The organism is Exiguobacterium sp. 9-2, from assembly GCF_036287235.1.
GTDB lineage: Bacteria > Bacillota > Bacilli > Exiguobacteriales > Exiguobacteriaceae > Exiguobacterium_A.
On record NZ_CP142850.1, the window covers coordinates 436,986 to 455,521 of the forward strand.

At 48.0% G+C, this 18,536-nt stretch carries 12 protein-coding genes, 1 rRNA gene and 3 riboswitches; all 13 genes read left to right on the forward strand.

What is annotated here, in order from left to right; translation table 11 throughout:
- Positions 1–46 precede the first annotated feature (46 nt).
- The 13 genes from mtnK (at position 47) to VJ374_RS02420 (ending at position 18,478) form a co-directional block, all read left to right on the forward strand.
- Positions 47–1,213 carry an S-methyl-5-thioribose kinase gene (gene mtnK / locus VJ374_RS02360; protein ID WP_056063714.1) on the forward strand — a complete coding sequence of 389 codons (1,167 nt, stop codon included), beginning with the start codon at positions 47–49 and terminating at the stop codon, positions 1,211–1,213.
- Positions 1,210–2,259 carry an S-methyl-5-thioribose-1-phosphate isomerase gene (gene mtnA, locus VJ374_RS02365; protein ID WP_329470023.1) on the forward strand — a complete coding sequence of 350 codons (1,050 nt, stop codon included), beginning with the start codon at positions 1,210–1,212 and terminating at the stop codon, positions 2,257–2,259. The genes mtnK and mtnA overlap by 4 nt, the downstream gene beginning before the upstream one ends.
- 11 nt (positions 2,260–2,270) lie before the next feature.
- On the forward strand, positions 2,271–3,350 hold the full coding sequence (locus tag VJ374_RS02370; RefSeq protein ID WP_290747905.1) for a sugar ABC transporter substrate-binding protein: 1,080 nt from the start codon (positions 2,271–2,273) through the stop codon (positions 3,348–3,350).
- Positions 3,347–4,855: a sugar ABC transporter ATP-binding protein gene (locus VJ374_RS02375; RefSeq protein WP_308102132.1), complete on the forward strand. Its 1,509-nt coding sequence runs from the start codon at positions 3,347–3,349 to the stop codon at positions 4,853–4,855. The genes VJ374_RS02370 and VJ374_RS02375 overlap by 4 nt, the downstream gene beginning before the upstream one ends.
- Positions 4,852–5,856: an ABC transporter permease gene (locus VJ374_RS02380; protein WP_329470025.1), complete on the forward strand. Its 1,005-nt coding sequence runs from the start codon at positions 4,852–4,854 to the stop codon at positions 5,854–5,856. The genes VJ374_RS02375 and VJ374_RS02380 overlap by 4 nt, the downstream gene beginning before the upstream one ends.
- 364 nt (positions 5,857–6,220) lie before the next feature.
- Positions 6,221–7,177 (forward strand): AAA family ATPase, encoded by a 957-nt coding sequence (locus VJ374_RS02385; RefSeq protein WP_035410946.1) that lies wholly within the window; start codon positions 6,221–6,223, stop codon positions 7,175–7,177.
- Positions 7,174–8,256, forward strand: a complete 1,083-nt coding sequence (locus tag VJ374_RS02390; RefSeq protein WP_035410944.1) for a DUF58 domain-containing protein — start codon at positions 7,174–7,176, stop codon at positions 8,254–8,256. Before VJ374_RS02385 ends, VJ374_RS02390 begins: the two co-directional genes overlap by 4 nt.
- Positions 8,253–10,325, forward strand: a complete 2,073-nt coding sequence (locus VJ374_RS02395) for a transglutaminase TgpA family protein (protein WP_035410940.1) — start codon at positions 8,253–8,255, stop codon at positions 10,323–10,325. Before VJ374_RS02390 ends, VJ374_RS02395 begins: the two co-directional genes overlap by 4 nt.
- Positions 10,326–10,365: 40 nt before the next feature.
- Positions 10,366–10,467: riboswitch (purine riboswitch) on the forward strand.
- A gap of 129 nt (positions 10,468–10,596) precedes the next feature.
- Positions 10,597–12,117 (forward strand): glutamine-hydrolyzing GMP synthase, encoded by a 1,521-nt coding sequence (gene guaA, locus VJ374_RS02400; RefSeq protein WP_052019142.1) that lies wholly within the window; start codon positions 10,597–10,599, stop codon positions 12,115–12,117.
- A 390-nt stretch (positions 12,118–12,507) separates the two neighbouring features.
- Positions 12,508–12,609, forward strand: a riboswitch (purine riboswitch).
- A 279-nt stretch (positions 12,610–12,888) separates the two neighbouring features.
- Positions 12,889–13,878 (forward strand): DUF2382 domain-containing protein, encoded by a 990-nt coding sequence (locus tag VJ374_RS02405; protein WP_329470028.1) that lies wholly within the window; start codon positions 12,889–12,891, stop codon positions 13,876–13,878.
- Between the two features lie 182 nt (positions 13,879–14,060).
- Positions 14,061–14,162, forward strand: a riboswitch (purine riboswitch).
- Between the two features lie 135 nt (positions 14,163–14,297).
- Positions 14,298–15,602 carry an NCS2 family permease gene (locus VJ374_RS02410; RefSeq protein WP_035411623.1) on the forward strand — a complete coding sequence of 435 codons (1,305 nt, stop codon included), beginning with the start codon at positions 14,298–14,300 and terminating at the stop codon, positions 15,600–15,602.
- A gap of 84 nt (positions 15,603–15,686) precedes the next feature.
- Positions 15,687–16,598, forward strand: coding sequence for a proline dehydrogenase family protein (locus VJ374_RS02415; protein WP_329471009.1), 912 nt, complete (start codon positions 15,687–15,689; stop codon positions 16,596–16,598).
- Between the two features lie 319 nt (positions 16,599–16,917).
- Positions 16,918–18,478, forward strand: a 16S ribosomal RNA gene (locus VJ374_RS02420).
- Positions 18,479–18,536: the final 58 nt, after the last annotated feature.

The window sequence follows — 18,536 nt, forward strand, 5'->3', positions numbered from 1 at the left end:
TGACGAAAAGAGGCGCTTTTTCGTGTATCACACAGGGGGAACTGAGATGACATACAAAGCATTTACAGAACAGGACGCGATCGAACGGGTCCGCTCACTAGGACTGATCGGCGACGGAGCCGTCGAAGCAGAAGAGATTGGCGACGGCAATCTCAACCTTGTCTTTCGAATTCGAGAAGGTGAACATCGATTGATTCTAAAACAAGCACTTCCGTACGCGAAAGTCGTCGGTGAAAGCTGGCCACTATCACTCGAGCGGGCGTGGATCGAGCAATCCGCACTCCGTGAATTCGCCCGGCATGCCGTGCCGTTCGTACCGCGTGTCTTTCATGCTAGTCACGACGAGGCGTATACGGTCATGGAAGATCTTTCACATCTGACAATCGTTCGAAGCGGTTTACTCGCAGGTGAACAGTATCCGTTGCTTGCGGAACATATTGGTTCTTATCTCGCTCGGACTTTATTCCATACATCGGACTTTGCGCTTGGTCCGGTTGAAAAAAAACGTGTCGCCCGAACGTACTACAATCCGGACTTGTGCGACATCACGGAAAAATTAATCTTCACGGATCCGTTCCATGACGCGGAGACGAACGAGATTGAAGCCGGGCTTGAAGAAGAGGTGGCACGTCTATGGGCGGACGATGAGTTGAAACGCGAAGTCGCAAAACTCGAAGCGCTTTTCATCACGAAAGGAGATGCGTTGCTACACGGCGATCTACATACAGGAAGCATCTTTGCTTCGGCAACGGAAACGAAAGTCATCGATCCAGAATTCGCCTTTTATGGTCCATTCGGATTTGATGTCGGACAGTTCATCGCCCACTTATTCTTTGCAGCATACCCGGATTATTCAGCACTTCGTGATGCCCGGATTCGCGACATCGATACGTTCTGGCTGACGTTCGCTTCGACGTTCCGCGCCTTATGGGAACGCGAAGCCGTCGAACCATTCCGGACATCGGGACTCGTCGACGATGTACTGAGCACGATCTTGCAGGATGCCCTTGGCTTTGCCGGTTGCGAACTGATTCGTCGGACGATCGGACTCGCACCAGTCGCTGATTTAGAAACGATTAGTTCTATGACGGAACGACTAGAACGAAAACAACATGCTTTACGTTTAGGATCGGCGTTAATCAAACGTCGGACCGAATGCCGGACATTTGATGATTTACGAAACTTCGACGTAACGGAGGAACTTAGCCGATGAGTACATTCGTTCAAAGTATTCGTTATGAAGATCGTGCCTTGACGATTCTCGATCAGACACGTCTACCGCAGGAAGAACACTATGAAGTCATTACCGATCTTGCACAAGCGGTCGAAGCGATTAAACAACTGCGCGTCCGAGGGGCGCCTGCGATCAGTTTATTTGGCGGATTCGTACTCGTTCAAGAGGCGTACCGGTTTGAAGCAGAACTGTCGATCTATAAGCAGACTTTGCTTGAGACATCAGCGACGTTACTCGCGACACGACCGACGGCTGTTAACTTACGAAATGTCCTTGATCAATTGAATCCAATCATTCAAGACGGGACGTCGGTAGAAGAGATCCGCGAACGGCTCGAGCAGCGGACGATTGCCTTATACGATCAGGATGCGCAGACGTCACGTCAAATCGGGATTCATGCACTTGAATTGTTCCAGTCAGGTAACCGTATCCTAACGATCTGTAATGCTGGATCGATTGCGACCGCTGCTTATGGAACAGCACTTGCGCCGTTCTATATCGCAAAAGAACGCGGCATTGAATTATCTGTTTTTGCGAGTGAGACGCGACCATTACTGCAGGGAGCACGACTGACGACATGGGAGCTACAACGTGCCGGCATCGATGTCACGCTAATTACAGATAACATGGTCGCCCATACGCTGAAAGAAAAACAGATCGATGCAATCATCGTCGGGGCGGACCGGATTACACGCAACGGAGATACGGCGAATAAGATCGGAACGTTCCAACTAGCATTACTCGCTCAAGCTTTCGGTATCCCGTTTTACGTCGCAGCACCGCTCTCGACGTTTGATTTCTCACTTGTTTCCGGAGACGCGATCGAAATTGAAGAACGTGATCCGCAGGAAGTGACGACTGTCCAAGGTGTTGCGACAGCACCAGAAGGAGTTGCTGTCTTCAACCCAGCTTTTGATGTCACACCACACACATTGATCACGGGCATCATCACCGAACTTGGTATTATCACGCAACCGAATGAAGAAACGATTGAAAAATTAACGGGGCTTCAACCCCTCGGATAAGGAGACAATTCATGAAAAAATTAGCTTACGCCGTCCTAGCACCGGCCTTATTACTAGCGGCTTGTGCGAATGGAGAAGCGACGACGAAAGTCGTCAAGGATGTACCAAAAGGAGTTCAATCGGATGTCAAGATCGCCGTCATCCGTAACCTCGCATCGGACGACCATACGAAGCAATTCCTTGATGGCGCACGAAGTGAAGGAGAAGCGCTCGGCTTTAAAGTCAGCACGTTCATTTCGGAAGGTAACGATGTCAAGTTCAAGGAACTGGTCGCGCAGGCGATTCAGCAAGATTATGATGGGCTCATCATTTCGCACGGTAAGGAAGACTATGCCTATGACATGATCAAACCAGCAGTCGATAAAGGACTGAAGGTCGTGACGTTCGATACGGTCACGAAGAAAAAAGGGGCATCTCTACAAGACGTGACGGAAACGTTCCAAAACGATCATCAACTTGCGAAGCTATCACTCGATGAAGTGACGAAGGTGACGGACAAAAAGCCGGTCCGTGTCATCAAACTCTGGTTCGGACCAGGTTTTGCCCCGCTCGATCGTCGTCAGGAAATCTATAAGACGTACGAAGCAGACGGCAAAATCAAAACGCTTGAGACGGTTGGACCGACGAACTTCCAAGATGTCCAAGGGGATATCGCGACAAAGATGAATGCCATTCTCGCGAAATACCCGAAAGGAAGCGTTGATGCCGTTTGGGGAGCATGGGACGAAGTCGCAAAAGGCGCTTACAAATCGCTCAAGGATAATAAACGTCAAGAAATCCCATTGATCTCGATCGATGTCTCAAATCAGGACATCAACCTGATGCGTGAGAAAGGCAGCAACTGGGTTTCGACGAGTGCGGTGGATCCATTCCTGATTGGACAAACGGACATGCGACTACTGGCTAAGAAAATCGCCGGAGAGAAGACACCAGATAGCTTTGATCTCGATGCGAAACTCGTTGAGCAGAAGGCATTGAAGCAGGACACAACGATGTATAATCTCGATACGATCATCAAAGGTTGGAGTACGTCGGATAAATTCAATGAGCCGTGGATGGACCGGTTGCGTGACGTCCATAAAAAACAATGACGTCTATCAATCATCACCTGGAGATGACCGGGATTTCACTTGCGTTTCCGGGAGTCCAGGCACTCAAGCAAGTCTCCTTTGAGGTGAAGTCTGGTGAAATTCATGCGCTTGTCGGTGCGAATGGTGCCGGTAAGTCGACGCTGATGAAAGTCTTATCTGGAGCGGAAACAGCGGATGAAGGAATCATCCGTCTTGACGGGAAAGAACTGTCAATTCAATCTCCGCGTGATGCAAAACGAATCGGGATTGATCTCGTCCAACAAGAGGTTGATGTGGCGCTTGTCCCGTATTTGACGGTTGCTGAGAATATCTGTCTCGATCTGTTGACGGACGGAACAATGACGGGTTTGGTATCCCAACGCCGTTACATACAGCGTGCGAAAGAAGCGTTAGCAACATTACAGGCGGATATTTCCGTCAAGACACGTGTCGAAGAATTACGTCTTGCTGAAAAGCAACTCGTATTGATTGCACGCGCCCTCGTTCAGGAACGTCGTTTTTTAATTTTGGATGAACCGACGGCACCTCTCAGTCAGGCGGAAACAAGCCATCTCTTTTCAGTCGTGCGTCGTTTAGCGGAACGGGGACTTGGGATCATTTTCATTTCCCACCGCCTACAAGAATTGTATGACATTTGCGACTCCATCTCGGTCATGCGCGACGGTCAACTCATCTCGCGACATCTTTTGACAGACATCACGAAGGAAGCTGTCGTTGAGCAGATGCTCGGGCGTAAGCTTACGTCTGTCGCGAAAACGTCACGGATCAATGCGACGAACGTACTGACGGTCGAGAGTGCCACGAATGCGGACGTCCGCGACATCTCCTTGACGGTTCAAGCAGGGGAAGTCGTTGGTATCGCGGGTCTTGTCGGTGCCGGTAAAACGGAATTATGCAAAGCATTATTCGGTGATCGCCCGTTTCAGGAAGGGGAGGTTCGTATAGGTGGAAAAGCCCATCGCCTTTGCAATCCACAAGCTGCGATTCAAGCGGGAATCGGTCTCGTTCCGGAAGAACGGCGAAAAGAAGGAATTCTTGTTGCCGATTCTGTCGCAGAAAACCTGACAGCAGCGGCAGCTCATGATTTCGTCAACCGCTGGGGACTGATGGATCGTCGTAAAGAAGTCGAACAGGCATCGAAATGGGTCAAGGAGCTGGGCATCAAAGTGGCAGACGTGAAACAGGAAGTAGGTCAACTATCCGGTGGGAATCAACAAAAAGTCGCCATCGGAAAATGGTTACTGACCGATGTTTCTGTCCTCGTCTTAGATGAACCGACGAAAGGTGTCGATGTCGGAGCTAAACAAGATATCTATCGTCTGATTGACGAACTCGCGCAACAACAAAAAGGGATCCTTTACGCGACGAGTGAATGGGATGAACTTTTGACCGTCACGGACCGAATCTACGTCATGTTCGATGGACGAATTGTCCATGAAACGAAGACGGCGGATACATTAGAAGAAACCTTGTTGTGGTATGCGACAGGAGGAGGGCAACGATGAATGAGGTAGTATCAAAACAAATGAATCGGGGGAAAGGTTTACGTCCGGTCCTTGGATTCTTGAACGACTGGGGGATCGTCCTCGCGATCCTTGCCCTCGTCCTGTTTTTTGCGACGACGGCTCCAACATTCCTACAAGGGACGAATTTGATCAATATTTTACGAAGTATCTCCATCGTGACGATCATCGCGATCGGCTTGACGGTTTCATTGACGATCAATGGATTTGACTTATCCGTAGGATCAACTGCAACACTTGCAAGCTCCTTCGTCGTCTCATTCTTCGTCTGGTACAGTCTGCCACTCGGTGTCTCGATTGGTCTAGCACTCCTTCTGTCTTTAAGTGTCGCCTTGTTGAACATCTTACTTATCGTCTGGTTTAAGATTCCGGATTTGTTTGCGACGCTTGCGACGATGTTCATCGTCGAAGGTGCCGCGATGACGTATACTGGTGGTGGTTCAATCAGTGCCGGAATGCCGCGCTTAGACGGTACACCAACAGTCGGCACAATTCCGGAGGCGTTCGCGAAAATTAGCCAGGCGCCTTGGATCATCGTCATCATGCTCGTCGTCGTCGCTGTGACACATGTCTTTTTAAGTCATACGCGACACGGTCGTTTTCTCTATATCATCGGTGGAAATCCAGAAGCCGCACGACTGACGGGAATTCGTGTCAACCGCTACCGGGCACTCGCATATCTGATTGCTGGGTTACTCGCTGCAATCGGTGGGATTTTGCTTGCGTCACAAGTCGGATCGTCGCAAATCAACGCCGGGTCCGGTTACTTGATGCCAGCGGTCGCAGCTGCCTTCATCGGCTCATCGTTCGCAGGGCAAGGGAAACCGAATGCCCTTGGCACACTCGTCGGGGCTTGTCTCGTCGGGATTCTTGAAAATGGTCTTGTCATGTTGTCTGTTCCATACTATTCGTTGAATATCATCAAAGGGCTGGTCCTTGCGGTCGCACTCGCGACGACCTATGCGCGGTATCGGAAAAAATAATTAAAATTCGACGTTTCGTTTATAACATATTCGGTAATATTCAATATATGAAAGGATGGTGATGCACATGAATGATTACCAATGTAGAGGGAACGATCGCATGTCGCTTCTGAAAGAAGAGGATCACCGGACTTGACGAACGTTGTCCATTGACACGGATGTATTCGTGTTTTACGTGCAACTGCACGGTTCAAGAACGGATCACGGCATGTGTTCGTTCCTGAAACAAATAAGGGGAAACGCTACGGCGTTCCCCCTTTTTCACGTGCTTGAAACTGCTCGTATTTCTTTAAAAGTATAGCGGAATATGAGATGATATAAAAAGTCAGAAAATTCAACTACTATGAGAGCAAGGGGCCTGACAATGCGAACATACACTAAGGAGATTCAAGCGATTATCGACAACGTAGAGAAAGTCATCATCGGTAAGGAAGATGTCATCACACAATCATTGGCAGCATTACTAGCGGGCGGTCACGTTCTATTAGAAGACGTACCGGGAGTCGGGAAGACGATGCTCGTCCGTGCGTTCAGCCGATCGATCGGGTTGACCTTCAAACGTGTTCAGTTCACGCCAGACCTACTTCCGTCAGATTTGACGGGTGTATCGATGTATAATCAGAAAACAAGCCAGTTCGAATATAGACCGGGTCCTTTAATGGGAAACATCGTCTTAGCCGATGAGATCAACCGAACATCACCAAAAACTCAATCTGCCTTACTCGAGGGAATGGCGGAAGCGAACGTCACCGTCGATGGTGAGATTCATACGCTTCCGAATCCTTTTTTCGTCATGGCGACACAAAACCCGATTGAACATGAAGGAACGTATCCGTTACCAGAAGCACAACTCGACCGTTTTCTCGTCAAAGTCAAAATGGGTTATCCTGATTTCCAGCAAGAAATGAAGTTGCTCACGCGTTTTGAACGGGATGAACCAATCGAAACACTCGAAGCTGTAATTGGTCGCGAGCAATTGCTCCAAATGAAAGAAGACGTCAAGAACGTCCATGTCTCACAGCCTGTCAAAAAATATATCGTCCATCTCGTTCAAGCGACACGGACGAATGGGTCACTCTACCTCGGCGCGAGTCCTCGTTCTTCGATCGCCTTGATGAAGGTCGCGCAAGCGTGGGCGTACATGGAAGGACGCAGTTTCGTTTTGCCGGATGATGTTAAACATCTCTTGATTCCAGTCCTGTCACACCGCCTGATTTTGACAGCGGATGCGCGTTATCACGGTCAATCGTCGGAACGGATTTTAGAACAGATCAAAAAAGAGGTTGCTGTACCGATCCAACAAGACGTGGAGTCCCTATGACGAAGTGGCAAATTGGTTGGCGTTACGCTGTATTACTTTTGACGACGGCAGCCTTATGGGCATATGCGCGCGTTGATGGCGGAAATGTCGCTTCCTTGCTGTTTTACGTCATGGCTGGTCTGACCGTCTACTGGACGCTCTTCCTCGTTTGGCCCGTCACGCAGGCACTTGCGACGCGCGAAGTATCGAACAAGATGCTCGTTGCTGGAACCGATATCCCGGTTTCCTTACGGGTTCGTCGACGTTTTCCGTTTCTCGTCGGAGCCGTCGAAGTGACGGAGGTGATTCCGAACGAACTCAGTGAAGAAAAACTCGATATCAGCCGTCCACTCCGAGCCCATTACCGGAAGACGGAGCAAATCGATTACACGATACCATCGATTCGTCGAGGGGTGTATCAGATTCCAGGCTGTATCGTCGAAATCACGGATCCATTCGGGTTATTCAAGCGGAAGCGGATGTTTCCGGTCGAGACGTATCTTGCGATTGAACCAGCGCGCCTTGCCGTTCAGCTTCCCCATGAGGAAGACCGTGGCGATGGCGGGATCTCACCGGTGTCACTTGATCTTCGCCAGTCGTCCTTTACCGTCGTCGGGGTCCGGGAATACGTCAGTGGGGATCGGATGAATCAGATTGACTGGAAAGCGACAGCGAAACGCCAAGGGTTGATGACGAAGACGTTCGAACGAGAGCAAGAACGGGAGACGACGATCGTCTTTGATGAGGGAACGGAGGCGGGTGAAGCCTTCGAACGTGTCATCTCGATGCTCGCAGAAACGACGGATCAGTTGAACAAACGACGACTGAGCTATCGGATCCATCTCGTCGGGCATGCCGTTCAATCATTGTCGTTACCACTTGAAGGAGCGAAACTGACGCATTACCTGATGACGGCGCAACCGAGTCGGACGCGGACGTTCATCGAGTCATGGGAGTACTCGTCCAAGGCGCTTCGATTGAGCGGGAATGTCCTCTTTATCACACCGGATCTTGAATCAAACAATGAACTATGGATTTCGAAGATTAATCAAGAAGCCACCGTTCATGTCTATACACCAGAACGGAGGGGAGTGCGATGATACGACGATTAATCTGGAACGCCATCGCAGCAGCCCTTTTGACTTGTTTCATGCCACCACTTCTCGAACTGACTACATTCGAGCATCTTTGGTCCTTCTTACCGATGCTGTTCCTGCCTTTACTGTTATCGCATCTCGCGCGACGTTACTTCTTACTTGGCAGTCTCGCGGGGCTACTATTGTCGTTCTACTTGATTTTGACACCGGGTTCTGCACCGTGGGGAATTTTTACGGAAATCAGCTCGGATATTCGAAGTGTCATCAATGGTGAATTACCGGGACGACCAGCCTTTGCGCTGTCGATTGGTTTGATCAGTTTCTTGATCGCTTATCTCGCGCGCCGGACGTTCCCGAATCGTGGGTTCGTCTTCGGACTTGCCTTCGGAGTCATCGGGTTCATCGCCTATTGCGATACCTGGACGGATTACTCGGGAGAGACGTTCATTCTTTATCCGATCATCTTGTCTTTGGTATTGCTGTATGCGACGGAGGTCAATGAACGACCGCGTGCTTCCTACGTACGCCCACTAAGTGCCTTATTCATCATGGGGGCTGTTATCGTCGCTGCTGTCCAAAGTCCTGTCATCAATGCGACATGGCAAGACAGTTGGTATGATTTGACGTCTGATCTTGAAGGGGAAGGGGAGCCGACAAATGCGATTCAAAAGGTCGGATACGGTAACAACGATGAGCAACTCGGAGGACCATTCCAAATGGACGACCGGGAAGTCTTCCAAGTCGAAAGTGAAGGGAACCGCTACTGGCGAGTCGAGACGAAAGACATCTATACTGGTAAAGGCTGGGTCTTATCGAAGTCAAACCCTGAAATCGATGGACGTGGTTTTTTCTCGACCTTCGGTACAGAGGTCAAGACCCGCGAAGAGACAGCAACATTTGAAATGGCGCGTGAATTACCATTCGTGCCATATAATGGTGACAATGTACGGGTCGAAGTGAATCAACAACGACAAAATGTGTTGGTTGACCCCGAGAATCAAAAAATTTCGTATCTCGACGAGGCGGATCGTCAACGGAACTATCGAATCGACTATTCGTACCCACTCTTTACGGAAGAACAGCTCCAGACAGATGAACCCGTCAATTTATCTGAGAATGAAACGGAGCGGTATCTCCAACTGCCGGAAGGTTTACCGCAACGAGTTCGTGATTTAGCGGAACAAATCGTCGAGGGTGAGGAGACACCATGGGACAAAGCACGAGCGATTGAAAATTATTTCGAAGAAGAAAACTTTGAATACAATACAGAAGATGTTGCTGTACCGAAAGAAAATCAGGATTACGTCGATCAGTTCCTGTTCGAGACGAAACTCGGATACTGTGATAACTTCTCGACGTCAGCCACTGTGTTACTTCGGGCAGCTGGGTTACCCGCACGCTGGGTGAAAGGATTCACGGGGGGCGAATCCGACGTCATCGGAGCTGCCGTGACGAGTTATACAGTACGCAATAAAAATGCCCATTCGTGGGTCGAAGTTTACATTGAAGGACCAGGCTGGGTACCGCTTGAACCGACAGTCAGTTTCGATGGAGCAGGACAATACACGATCGATCGGGAAACGAACAACGAGACGGAACAAGCAAATCCGCAACGTGAGACAGAAGATAATACGGAGACAACGACGCCAAATCGCCCTCAAGAAAATCTTCTCGATGAAGAACAGACGACTAGCGCCGGACAGACGGAGCAGAAGTCAATTCCATTTTGGCCAATCTTCCTGACGGCACTTGCTCTCTTGTTCCTCTACTTGTTCAGAAAACCGATTATTCGGACGCTTGCGATTCTCTTCTTCCGGAGACAGATTGAACGACCGGAAGGATTCCGACGGATGTATCGGTATCTCTTGCGGCGTCTTGATAAAAAAGGATTCCATTATCAAGATGGTCGGACGCTTGCGGAACTTGCTCACGAAGTCGATGGGTACTACGAGACGTACGCGATGCGACCGTTGACGGATGCTTACGAGCGGATGGTTTATGGTGGAGAATCATTATCGGCTGATAAAAAACGTGAATATTTCGAAAATATCATTCGTCATGTAGAGGGTTGATATTTACGAAACGATACAGGTACAATGGGAACAACGTAAATCACACACATGCAATCTCCTTTGTATATACTCGCGAATATGGCGCGAGAGTCTCTACCGGGTCACCTTAAACGACCTGACTATGAAGGAGCAGACCCTTCGTATACATTTTTTTGTGAAGCGGCCTGCTCTTTTTCCATTTTATCCATGGGCGAAGAGCGGGCTTTTTTCATAGGGTACGCATGAAATCAGAAAGGCGGGAACAGATTTGGAAGCACATTTGGACCAGGAAATGATTCTCGTCCTCGATTTTGGAGGACAGTACAATCAATTGATCACACGTCGTATTCGGGACCTTGGTGTCTACAGTGAATTGCATTCGCATAAAATCACTGCAGCTGAAGTAAAAGAAATCGCACCTGCTGGTATCATCTTCTCAGGTGGTCCACGTAGCGTCTACGCGGAGGATGCGTACCGGTGTGACCCGGAAATCTTCGACCTCGGTATTCCAATCTTCGGAATCTGTTACGGCATGCAGCTCATGTCACAACATTTCGGCGGAACAGTGGAACGTGCGGGACATCGTGAATATGGAAAAGCCACATTGACGTTACAAGACCCGTCACCGATGTATGCGAACTTACCGCTAGAACAAACGGTCTGGATGAGTCACAGTGACCTCGTCACATCTGTGCCAAACGGATTCGTTATTGATGGGACGAACGTGTCATGTCCAATCGCTTCGATCAAGAACGAAGAGTTGAAAATGTATGGTGTGCAGTATCACCCAGAAGTAAACCATACGGTCTTTGGAAAAGAATTGCTCAAGAACTTCCTCTTTGAAGTCTGTAAATGTGCAGGCGACTGGTCAATGGAGAACTTCATCGAAATCGAAGTAGCGAAGATCCAAGAACAAGTCGGCGATAAAAAAGTTCTTTGTGCCCTTTCAGGTGGTGTCGACTCGTCTGTCGTCGCAGCCTTGATCCACAAAGCAATCGGTGATCAATTGACATGTATGTTCGTCGATCACGGTTTACTGCGTAAGGGAGAAGCGGAAAGCGTCATGAAGACATTCGCGGATCACTTCCACATGAACGTCATCAAGATTGATGCTCAGGATCGTTTCCTCGATAAACTCCGTGGTATTTCGGATCCGGAGCAAAAACGTAAAATCATCGGCAACGAGTTCGTCTACGTCTTCGATGAAGAAGCTTCGAAGCTGACGGATATGGACTTCCTTGCACAAGGTACACTCTATACGGATATCATCGAGAGTGGTACGGATACGGCACAAACAATCAAATCACACCACAACGTCGGTGGACTGCCGGAAGACATGCAGTTTGAATTGATCGAACCGATCAACACGTTGTTCAAGGATGAAGTCCGTGAACTCGGGAAAGAACTTGGTCTTTCTGATGAAATCGTCTGGCGTCAGCCGTTCCCAGGACCAGGTCTCGGGATTCGTGTCCTTGGTGAAATCACAGATGAGAAACTCGAAATCGTTCGCGAATCTGATTTCATTCTTCGTGATGAGATTAAAAAAGCTGGACTCGAGCGCGAAATCTGGCAGTACTTCACAGTCCTTCCTCCAATCCGTTCGGTTGGTGTCATGGGCGATGAGCGGACATACGACTATGCTGTCGGAATCCGCGCTGTTACGTCAATTGACGGGATGACTTCAGACTGGGCACGGATCCCATGGGACGTGCTTGAGAAGATCTCGGTTCGAATCGTCAACGAAGTCCAGAACGTCAACCGCGTCCTGTACGATGTGACGTCGAAACCACCTTCAACGATTGAGTGGGAATAAGGACTAGACTTGCTGAGAAAATTCGTCTCATGAAGCCTGTCCTACCAATGTGTTAAAGGGGATAGGTGAAATGAAGTCTGTTTCACCTTCAACAATTCGATTTCAAAATGAAGCTCTCTTTTGTTCACATTATTTGTGAATGGAAGTGAGCTTTTTTCGTAACCAATCGCATCGAACTGTTGGATGACATTAGACAAAATCAATTTATTCGAGAGATTCAATTAAGATGTATCGAGATGTTTTGTTAGTTTTTACTGGAATATATAATAAATCATTAAACGGATAGGATGCACGCTCTCATAATAGATTGGGCATGAGCTGAAGTCGATCGACTAGATTATGGTTTAGTCATAAATTTGACCATGCTATGATGTGGCTGTCTTTGTTTTTCATATCAATAAAAAATATTATCGTATAATTCCGGGGACAGGGTTTGAAAGACTTTACAGGAACACCGTAATGATTCCTACTATGGCTCACATACAACATCGTACCTTTATTGAAACGGCTTTTACTTCTTAGGTAAGGGTCTTTTCTTGTTGCGTAGCATGACTAAAACGTTTTAAACAGGAAAAATTTTAATAATGAACATGCTCTAGTAAACAGGATCAATACATTCCAAAAAGCCTTCAATAATCAAAAAAGATGTACAAAAAAATCAGGTTTAATCAGAAAAAAAGTAGGGGAAATTCAAACTGTTGGCATATAAGATTGATTTTCAAGAGCTAAATATTATTTTTTGTGGCATTTATTAAAAAGGAGGAAGAGATCATGACGAGAAAAGAAGATACATTTATCCAAGTATTTAATACCCAAGCGGAAGTACTGAGTAAAGTAAACGAATTGAAAGCGCAGGGATATGACGAAAGAGATATGTATGTCGTGGCTCAAGATAAACATTCCTTCTCCATGGTAGAGAATCAGACAAACGTCAATGTAGATACTGCCGGTGAACAAGAGCACCAAGGATTTATGGGGAAATTCATGGCTGCCTTTTCAGACGACTCTTCTACGGAAGCATTCCGCGGAATGGGCTTATCGCATGATGAATCAGAAGAATACCGTCGTCAGGTAGAAAGTGGCAAGCTGGTTTTATATGTAGACAGCGACTATGGCGATTCTTACGAAAAGCATAGTCAAAGCTACAACCAAACTTCTGGAGTAAACGATAATCAATATGATCGCACGGGAGTCGAAGCAAATCGGGATCACAACGACCATCTCTCTGATAACGGCTCTCTTTCCCGCACAGATCGAGACCAAGGCTACGACAACACTTTAAGTGCAGACCGAAGCCAAGACTATGACGATACTCCAGGGGTCGATCGGTCTGGCGTTACTGAAACGAACAGTGATACAGAAGAAGAACGCCTTCGCCTGCATGAAGAACGGTTAAATGTAGATAAAGAAAGAGTGCAAACAGGGGAGGTAAACGTCAGTAAACACGTAGTCGAAGATCAACAATCGATCGAGGTGCCGGTAGAGAGGGAAGAAGTTTATGTGGAACGACGTAAAGTGGATCATAATGCGTCGGGAACAGATGCTTTTGTAGATGAGAACGACTCCATTCACGTACCGCTTTCAGAAGAAAAGGTAGTAGTATCAAAAGAAGATGTAGTCTCTGAAGAAATTGTTGTTGGAAAACGTAAAGTGCGAGATACAGAAACTGTATCTGAAACGGTACGACGCGAGGAAGCAGATATTGATGAAGGTACGGATACGAGAACGGACGTAGACCGTGACGATCATAAACGACTGTAATGGACCAAACTAAGAGGGAGATGGCGATCAGCTATCTCCTTTTTTACTGCAAATTAAAGACAACTCAAAAATAACGCTTACAAAACCGAACGTTCGGATAAAATAAGTGGTTAAATTTCGTTTTTATGGTTGACCCATGAATTTGAGCATGCTACGATGTGTCTGTTCTTATTTTTCATATCACTAAAAAACATAAATAATGCCGTATAATTCTGGGGATAGGGCCCGGAAGTCTCTACAGGAACACCGTAAAGGTTCCTACTACGGCGCACACGCAACATCGTGCGCTTATTGAAACGGCTTTTACCGCTTAGGTAAGGGCCGTTTTTCGTTTTCAAGGAGACGGCTTATTTGGAAGGAAGGCAATCATGAGCACACAATTGAAACAGCCACACCAACCGAAAGCAAAAGAAAATGCGATTGCGCGTTTCTTTGATTTCAATGGGCTTGGTACGAACATGCGTACAGAGTTCATCGCCGGCATGACGACGTTCTTCGCGATGGCGTACATCTTATTCGTCAACCCGAACACATTAGCAGAGGCAGGCATGGATGCGGGAGCGGTATTCGGTGCTACAGCGCTCGTCGCAATCATCGGTTCCATCACAATGGGAGTATTTGCGAATTATCCAATTGCGCTTGCACCGGGTATGGGTTTAAACGCCTTCTTCGCATATAGTGTCGTCATTGGCATGGGTATTCCATGGCAAACTGCACTTTCGGGCGTTCTCGTCTCAGGTCTCGTCTTCATGGTATTAACGGCTTCAGGCATTCGTGAGGTCATCATCAATGCGATTCCAGAGCCGTTGAAAATGGCAGTCGCAGCAGGTATCGGTTTGTTCATCGCCTTTATCGGCTTGAAAACAGGTGGTTTAGTTGTTGCGAACGAAGCAACACTTGTTTCGCTCGGTGACCTAAGCAAGGGAACAACACTTCTCGCAGTATTCGGTCTTGTCGTATCAGCTGTCTTGATGACACGCGGTGTCAAAGGCGCGATTTTCTTCGGAATGATTATAACAGCCATTGCCGGAATGATTTTCGGATTAATTCCAGTTCCGACTAGTTTTGGTGAAATCGTTTCAGCACCACCAAGTATTGCACCGACCTTCGGACAGGCATTTCTTCACTTTAATGAAATCTTCACGGTCCAAATGATGATCGTCATCCTGACTTTCTTCTTCGTTGATTTCTTTGATACAGCGGGCACGTTGGTTGCGGTAGCAAACCAAGCGGGTCTAATTAAAGAAAATAAAGTACCACGCGCAGGTCGCGCATTAATCGCTGACTCAACAGCAACCGTAGCCGGTTCGATTCTCGGAACATCGACGACGGTTTCATACGTTGAATCCAGTGCTGGAGTCGCAGCAGGCGGTCGTTCAGGGATGACAGCCATCGTTACAGCATTGTTCTTCGGTCTCGCTTTATTCTTCTCACCGTTACTCGCGATCATCACTGCGCCGGTCACAGCACCCGCATTGATCATCGTCGGTGTATTGATGGCAGCTTCATTGCTGCAAATCGATTGGAAAAAATTCGAGTATGCGGTTCCGGCTTTCTTGACCGTCATCATGATGCCATTAACGTATTCGATCGCAACAGGGATTGCATTCGGTTTCCTCTTCTACCCGGTCACGATGATCGCAAAAGGACGAGCAAAGGACGTACACCCAATCATGTACGTATTATCACTTGGATTCCTCGGTTACTTCATCTGGTTGCACTAATTCAAACTGCGTCTTTCTTCTATATAGAAGAAAGACGTTTTTTTGTTAGGGAGAGGGTAAGGGAGAAGAGAGAGGGTGATTCAGATGTTACAGCAGATTACTGGACCTATATTCGAGTACTTGGCTGAGAATAAGTTACTGATTCAATTAGCGAGAAAAGTCGGGTTACCACTTGGTGGAACATTGTTCGTCGGAGGGCAGGGCGCAGAAGAGACACTCGACACAGTCAAACAGTTCAATCAAGATGGACGAGCGGCGACAGTAGATTGTTTAGGCGAATTCATCGAGACTGAACAAGACGCAGTAGATATTGCGAATGAATGCATCAAAGTCATCGGACAAATCAAAGCATATGATCTAGATGCACAAGTATCTTTAAAACTTACTTCAATCGGATTAAGGATTGATCCAGATATCGCCTATCAACAGTTGAGTCGTATTGCAGAGGTTGCTGATCAGAGAAATATGCGTGTGACAGTCAACATGGAAGAAGCAACGATGGTTGAGTCGATTGTGCAAATATTTGAACGCGTGCATGAACGATATCCGAACGTCGGAATTGCATTACAGGCAAATGTATACCGCAGTCGTTTTGATCTAGAACGTCTTCAGGCAACAGTACGTGTCGTCAAAGGCGCATACGATGGAGACGATGAAACCTATATTCAACCTAAAAAGACCGTCGATGAGACGTACCTTCAATTAGTGAAGATTAATTTGTTAGAAGGCAACTACACGCAAATCGCGACACATGATGAACAAGTTATTCAGCAAATCATTGACTTTACTCAAATGAAACAAATTGATCCATCACGGTTTGAATTTCAAATGCTTCAAGGCATGCGACCAAAACGACAACAAGAGCTAGTTCGACAAGGTTATCGTGTCGTCATCTACGTTCCGCATGGTTTGGACTGGTATACGTATTTGATGAGACGGCTAGCAGAACGCCCAGCGAATATCGCGTTTACAGTAGGCGCCATGTTAAGAAGGTAAAGACTTTGCGAAGAGGATTTAAACTCTTTGCAAAGTTTTTTTAAAATAATGCTTGTGTTTGTCGAATTTTGTTGTTATATTAATAAATGTTCCAGCGAGACGCCTTTTATAAACGGTTCGTTGGGGCTGAAAAGTTTTTTTAAAAGCATGGTTGACATAAACAAAACAACCTGTTAATCTATTAAAGTCGCTAAGGCGGCAGACGAACTTTGAAAACTGAACGATGAGGCAAAAATCGTATTCTACGGAATACAAAAACGAATGAAGCGCAAGCTTCGTCAATCGTGACTTCGGTCACAACAACGAGCAAGTCAAACACTTCATGGAGAGTTTGATCCTGGCTCAGGACGAACGCTGGCGGCGTGCCTAATACATGCAAGTCGAGCGCAGGAAGCTGACGGAACTCTTCGGAGGGAAGGCAGTGGAATGAGCGGCGGACGGGTGAGTAACACGTAAGGAACCTGCCTCAAGGATTGGGATAACTCCGAGAAATCGGAGCTAATACCGGATAGTTCAACGGACCGCATGGTCCGTTGATGAAAGGCGCTTCGGCGTCACCTTGAGATGGCCTTGCGGTGCATTAGCTAGTTGGTGGGGTAACGGCCCACCAAGGCGACGATGCATAGCCGACCTGAGAGGGTGATCGGCCACACTGGGACTGAGACACGGCCCAGACTCCTACGGGAGGCAGCAGTAGGGAATCTTCCACAATGGACGAAAGTCTGATGGAGCAACGCCGCGTGAGTGATGAAGGTTTTCGGATCGTAAAACTCTGTTGTAAGGGAAGAACACGTACGAGAGGTAATGCTCGTACCTTGACGGTACCTTACGAGAAAGCCACGGCTAACTACGTGCCAGCAGCCGCGGTAATACGTAGGTGGCAAGCGTTGTCCGGAATTATTGGGCGTAAAGCGCGCGCAGGCGGCCTTTTAAGTCTGATGTGAAAGCCCCCGGCTCAACCGGGGAGGGCCATTGGAAACTGGAAGGCTTGAGTACAGAAGAGAAGAGTGGAATTCCACGTGTAGCGGTGAAATGCGTAGAGATGTGGAGGAACACCAGTGGCGAAGGCGACTCTTTGGTCTGTAACTGACGCTGAGGCGCGAAAGCGTGGGGAGCAAACAGGATTAGATACCCTGGTAGTCCACGCCGTAAACGATGAGTGCTAGGTGTTGGGGGGTTTCCGCCCCTCAGTGCTGAAGCTAACGCATTAAGCACTCCGCCTGGGGAGTACGGCCGCAAGGCTGAAACTCAAAGGAATTGACGGGGACCCGCACAAGCGGTGGAGCATGTGGTTTAATTCGAAGCAACGCGAAGAACCTTACCAACTCTTGACATCCCATTGACCGCTTGAGAGATCAAGTTTCCCTTCGGGGACAATGGTGACAGGTGGTGCATGGTTGTCGTCAGCTCGTGTCGTGAGATGTTGGGTTAAGTCCCGCAACGAGCGCAACCCCTATCCTTAGTTGCCAGCATTCAGTTGGGCACTCTAGGGAGACTGCCGGTGACAAACCGGAGGAAGGTGGGGATGACGTCAAATCATCATGCCCCTTATGAGTTGGGCTACACACGTGCTACAATGGACGGTACAAAGGGCAGCGAGACCGCGAGGTGGAGCCAATCCCATAAAGCCGTTCCCAGTTCGGATTGCAGGCTGCAACTCGCCTGCATGAAGTCGGAATCGCTAGTAATCGCAGGTCAGCATACTGCGGTGAATACGTTCCCGGGTCTTGTACACACCGCCCGTCACACCACGAGAGTTTGCAACACCCGAAGCCGGTGAGGTAACCGCAAGGAGCCAGCCGTCGAAGGTGGGGTAGATGATTGGGGTGAAGTCGTAACAAGGTAGCCGTATCGGAAGGTGCGGCTGGATCACCTCCTTTCTAAGGAAAACGTCCCTTACGGGACATGCCCATCGTTCAGTTTTGAGAGCTCGTCTCT

Bases quoted from the DNA above. Each gene is read 5' to 3' on its own strand.
- mtnK (WP_056063714.1), top strand. From the start codon at position 47: ATGACATACAAAGCATTTACAGAACAGGACGCGATCGAACGGGTCCGC.
- mtnA (WP_329470023.1), top strand. From the start codon at position 1,210: ATGAGTACATTCGTTCAAAGTATTCGTTATGAAGATCGTGCCTTGACG.
- VJ374_RS02370 (WP_290747905.1), top strand. From the start codon at position 2,271: ATGAAAAAATTAGCTTACGCCGTCCTAGCACCGGCCTTATTACTAGCG.
- VJ374_RS02375 (WP_308102132.1), top strand. From the start codon at position 3,347: ATGACGTCTATCAATCATCACCTGGAGATGACCGGGATTTCACTTGCG.
- VJ374_RS02380 (WP_329470025.1), top strand. From the start codon at position 4,852: ATGAATGAGGTAGTATCAAAACAAATGAATCGGGGGAAAGGTTTACGT.
- VJ374_RS02385 (WP_035410946.1), top strand. From the start codon at position 6,221: ATGCGAACATACACTAAGGAGATTCAAGCGATTATCGACAACGTAGAG.
- VJ374_RS02390 (WP_035410944.1), top strand. From the start codon at position 7,174: ATGACGAAGTGGCAAATTGGTTGGCGTTACGCTGTATTACTTTTGACG.
- VJ374_RS02395 (WP_035410940.1), top strand. From the start codon at position 8,253: ATGATACGACGATTAATCTGGAACGCCATCGCAGCAGCCCTTTTGACT.
- guaA (WP_052019142.1), top strand. From the start codon at position 10,597: ATGATTCTCGTCCTCGATTTTGGAGGACAGTACAATCAATTGATCACA.
- VJ374_RS02405 (WP_329470028.1), top strand. From the start codon at position 12,889: ATGACGAGAAAAGAAGATACATTTATCCAAGTATTTAATACCCAAGCG.
- VJ374_RS02415 (WP_329471009.1), top strand. From the start codon at position 15,687: ATGTTACAGCAGATTACTGGACCTATATTCGAGTACTTGGCTGAGAAT.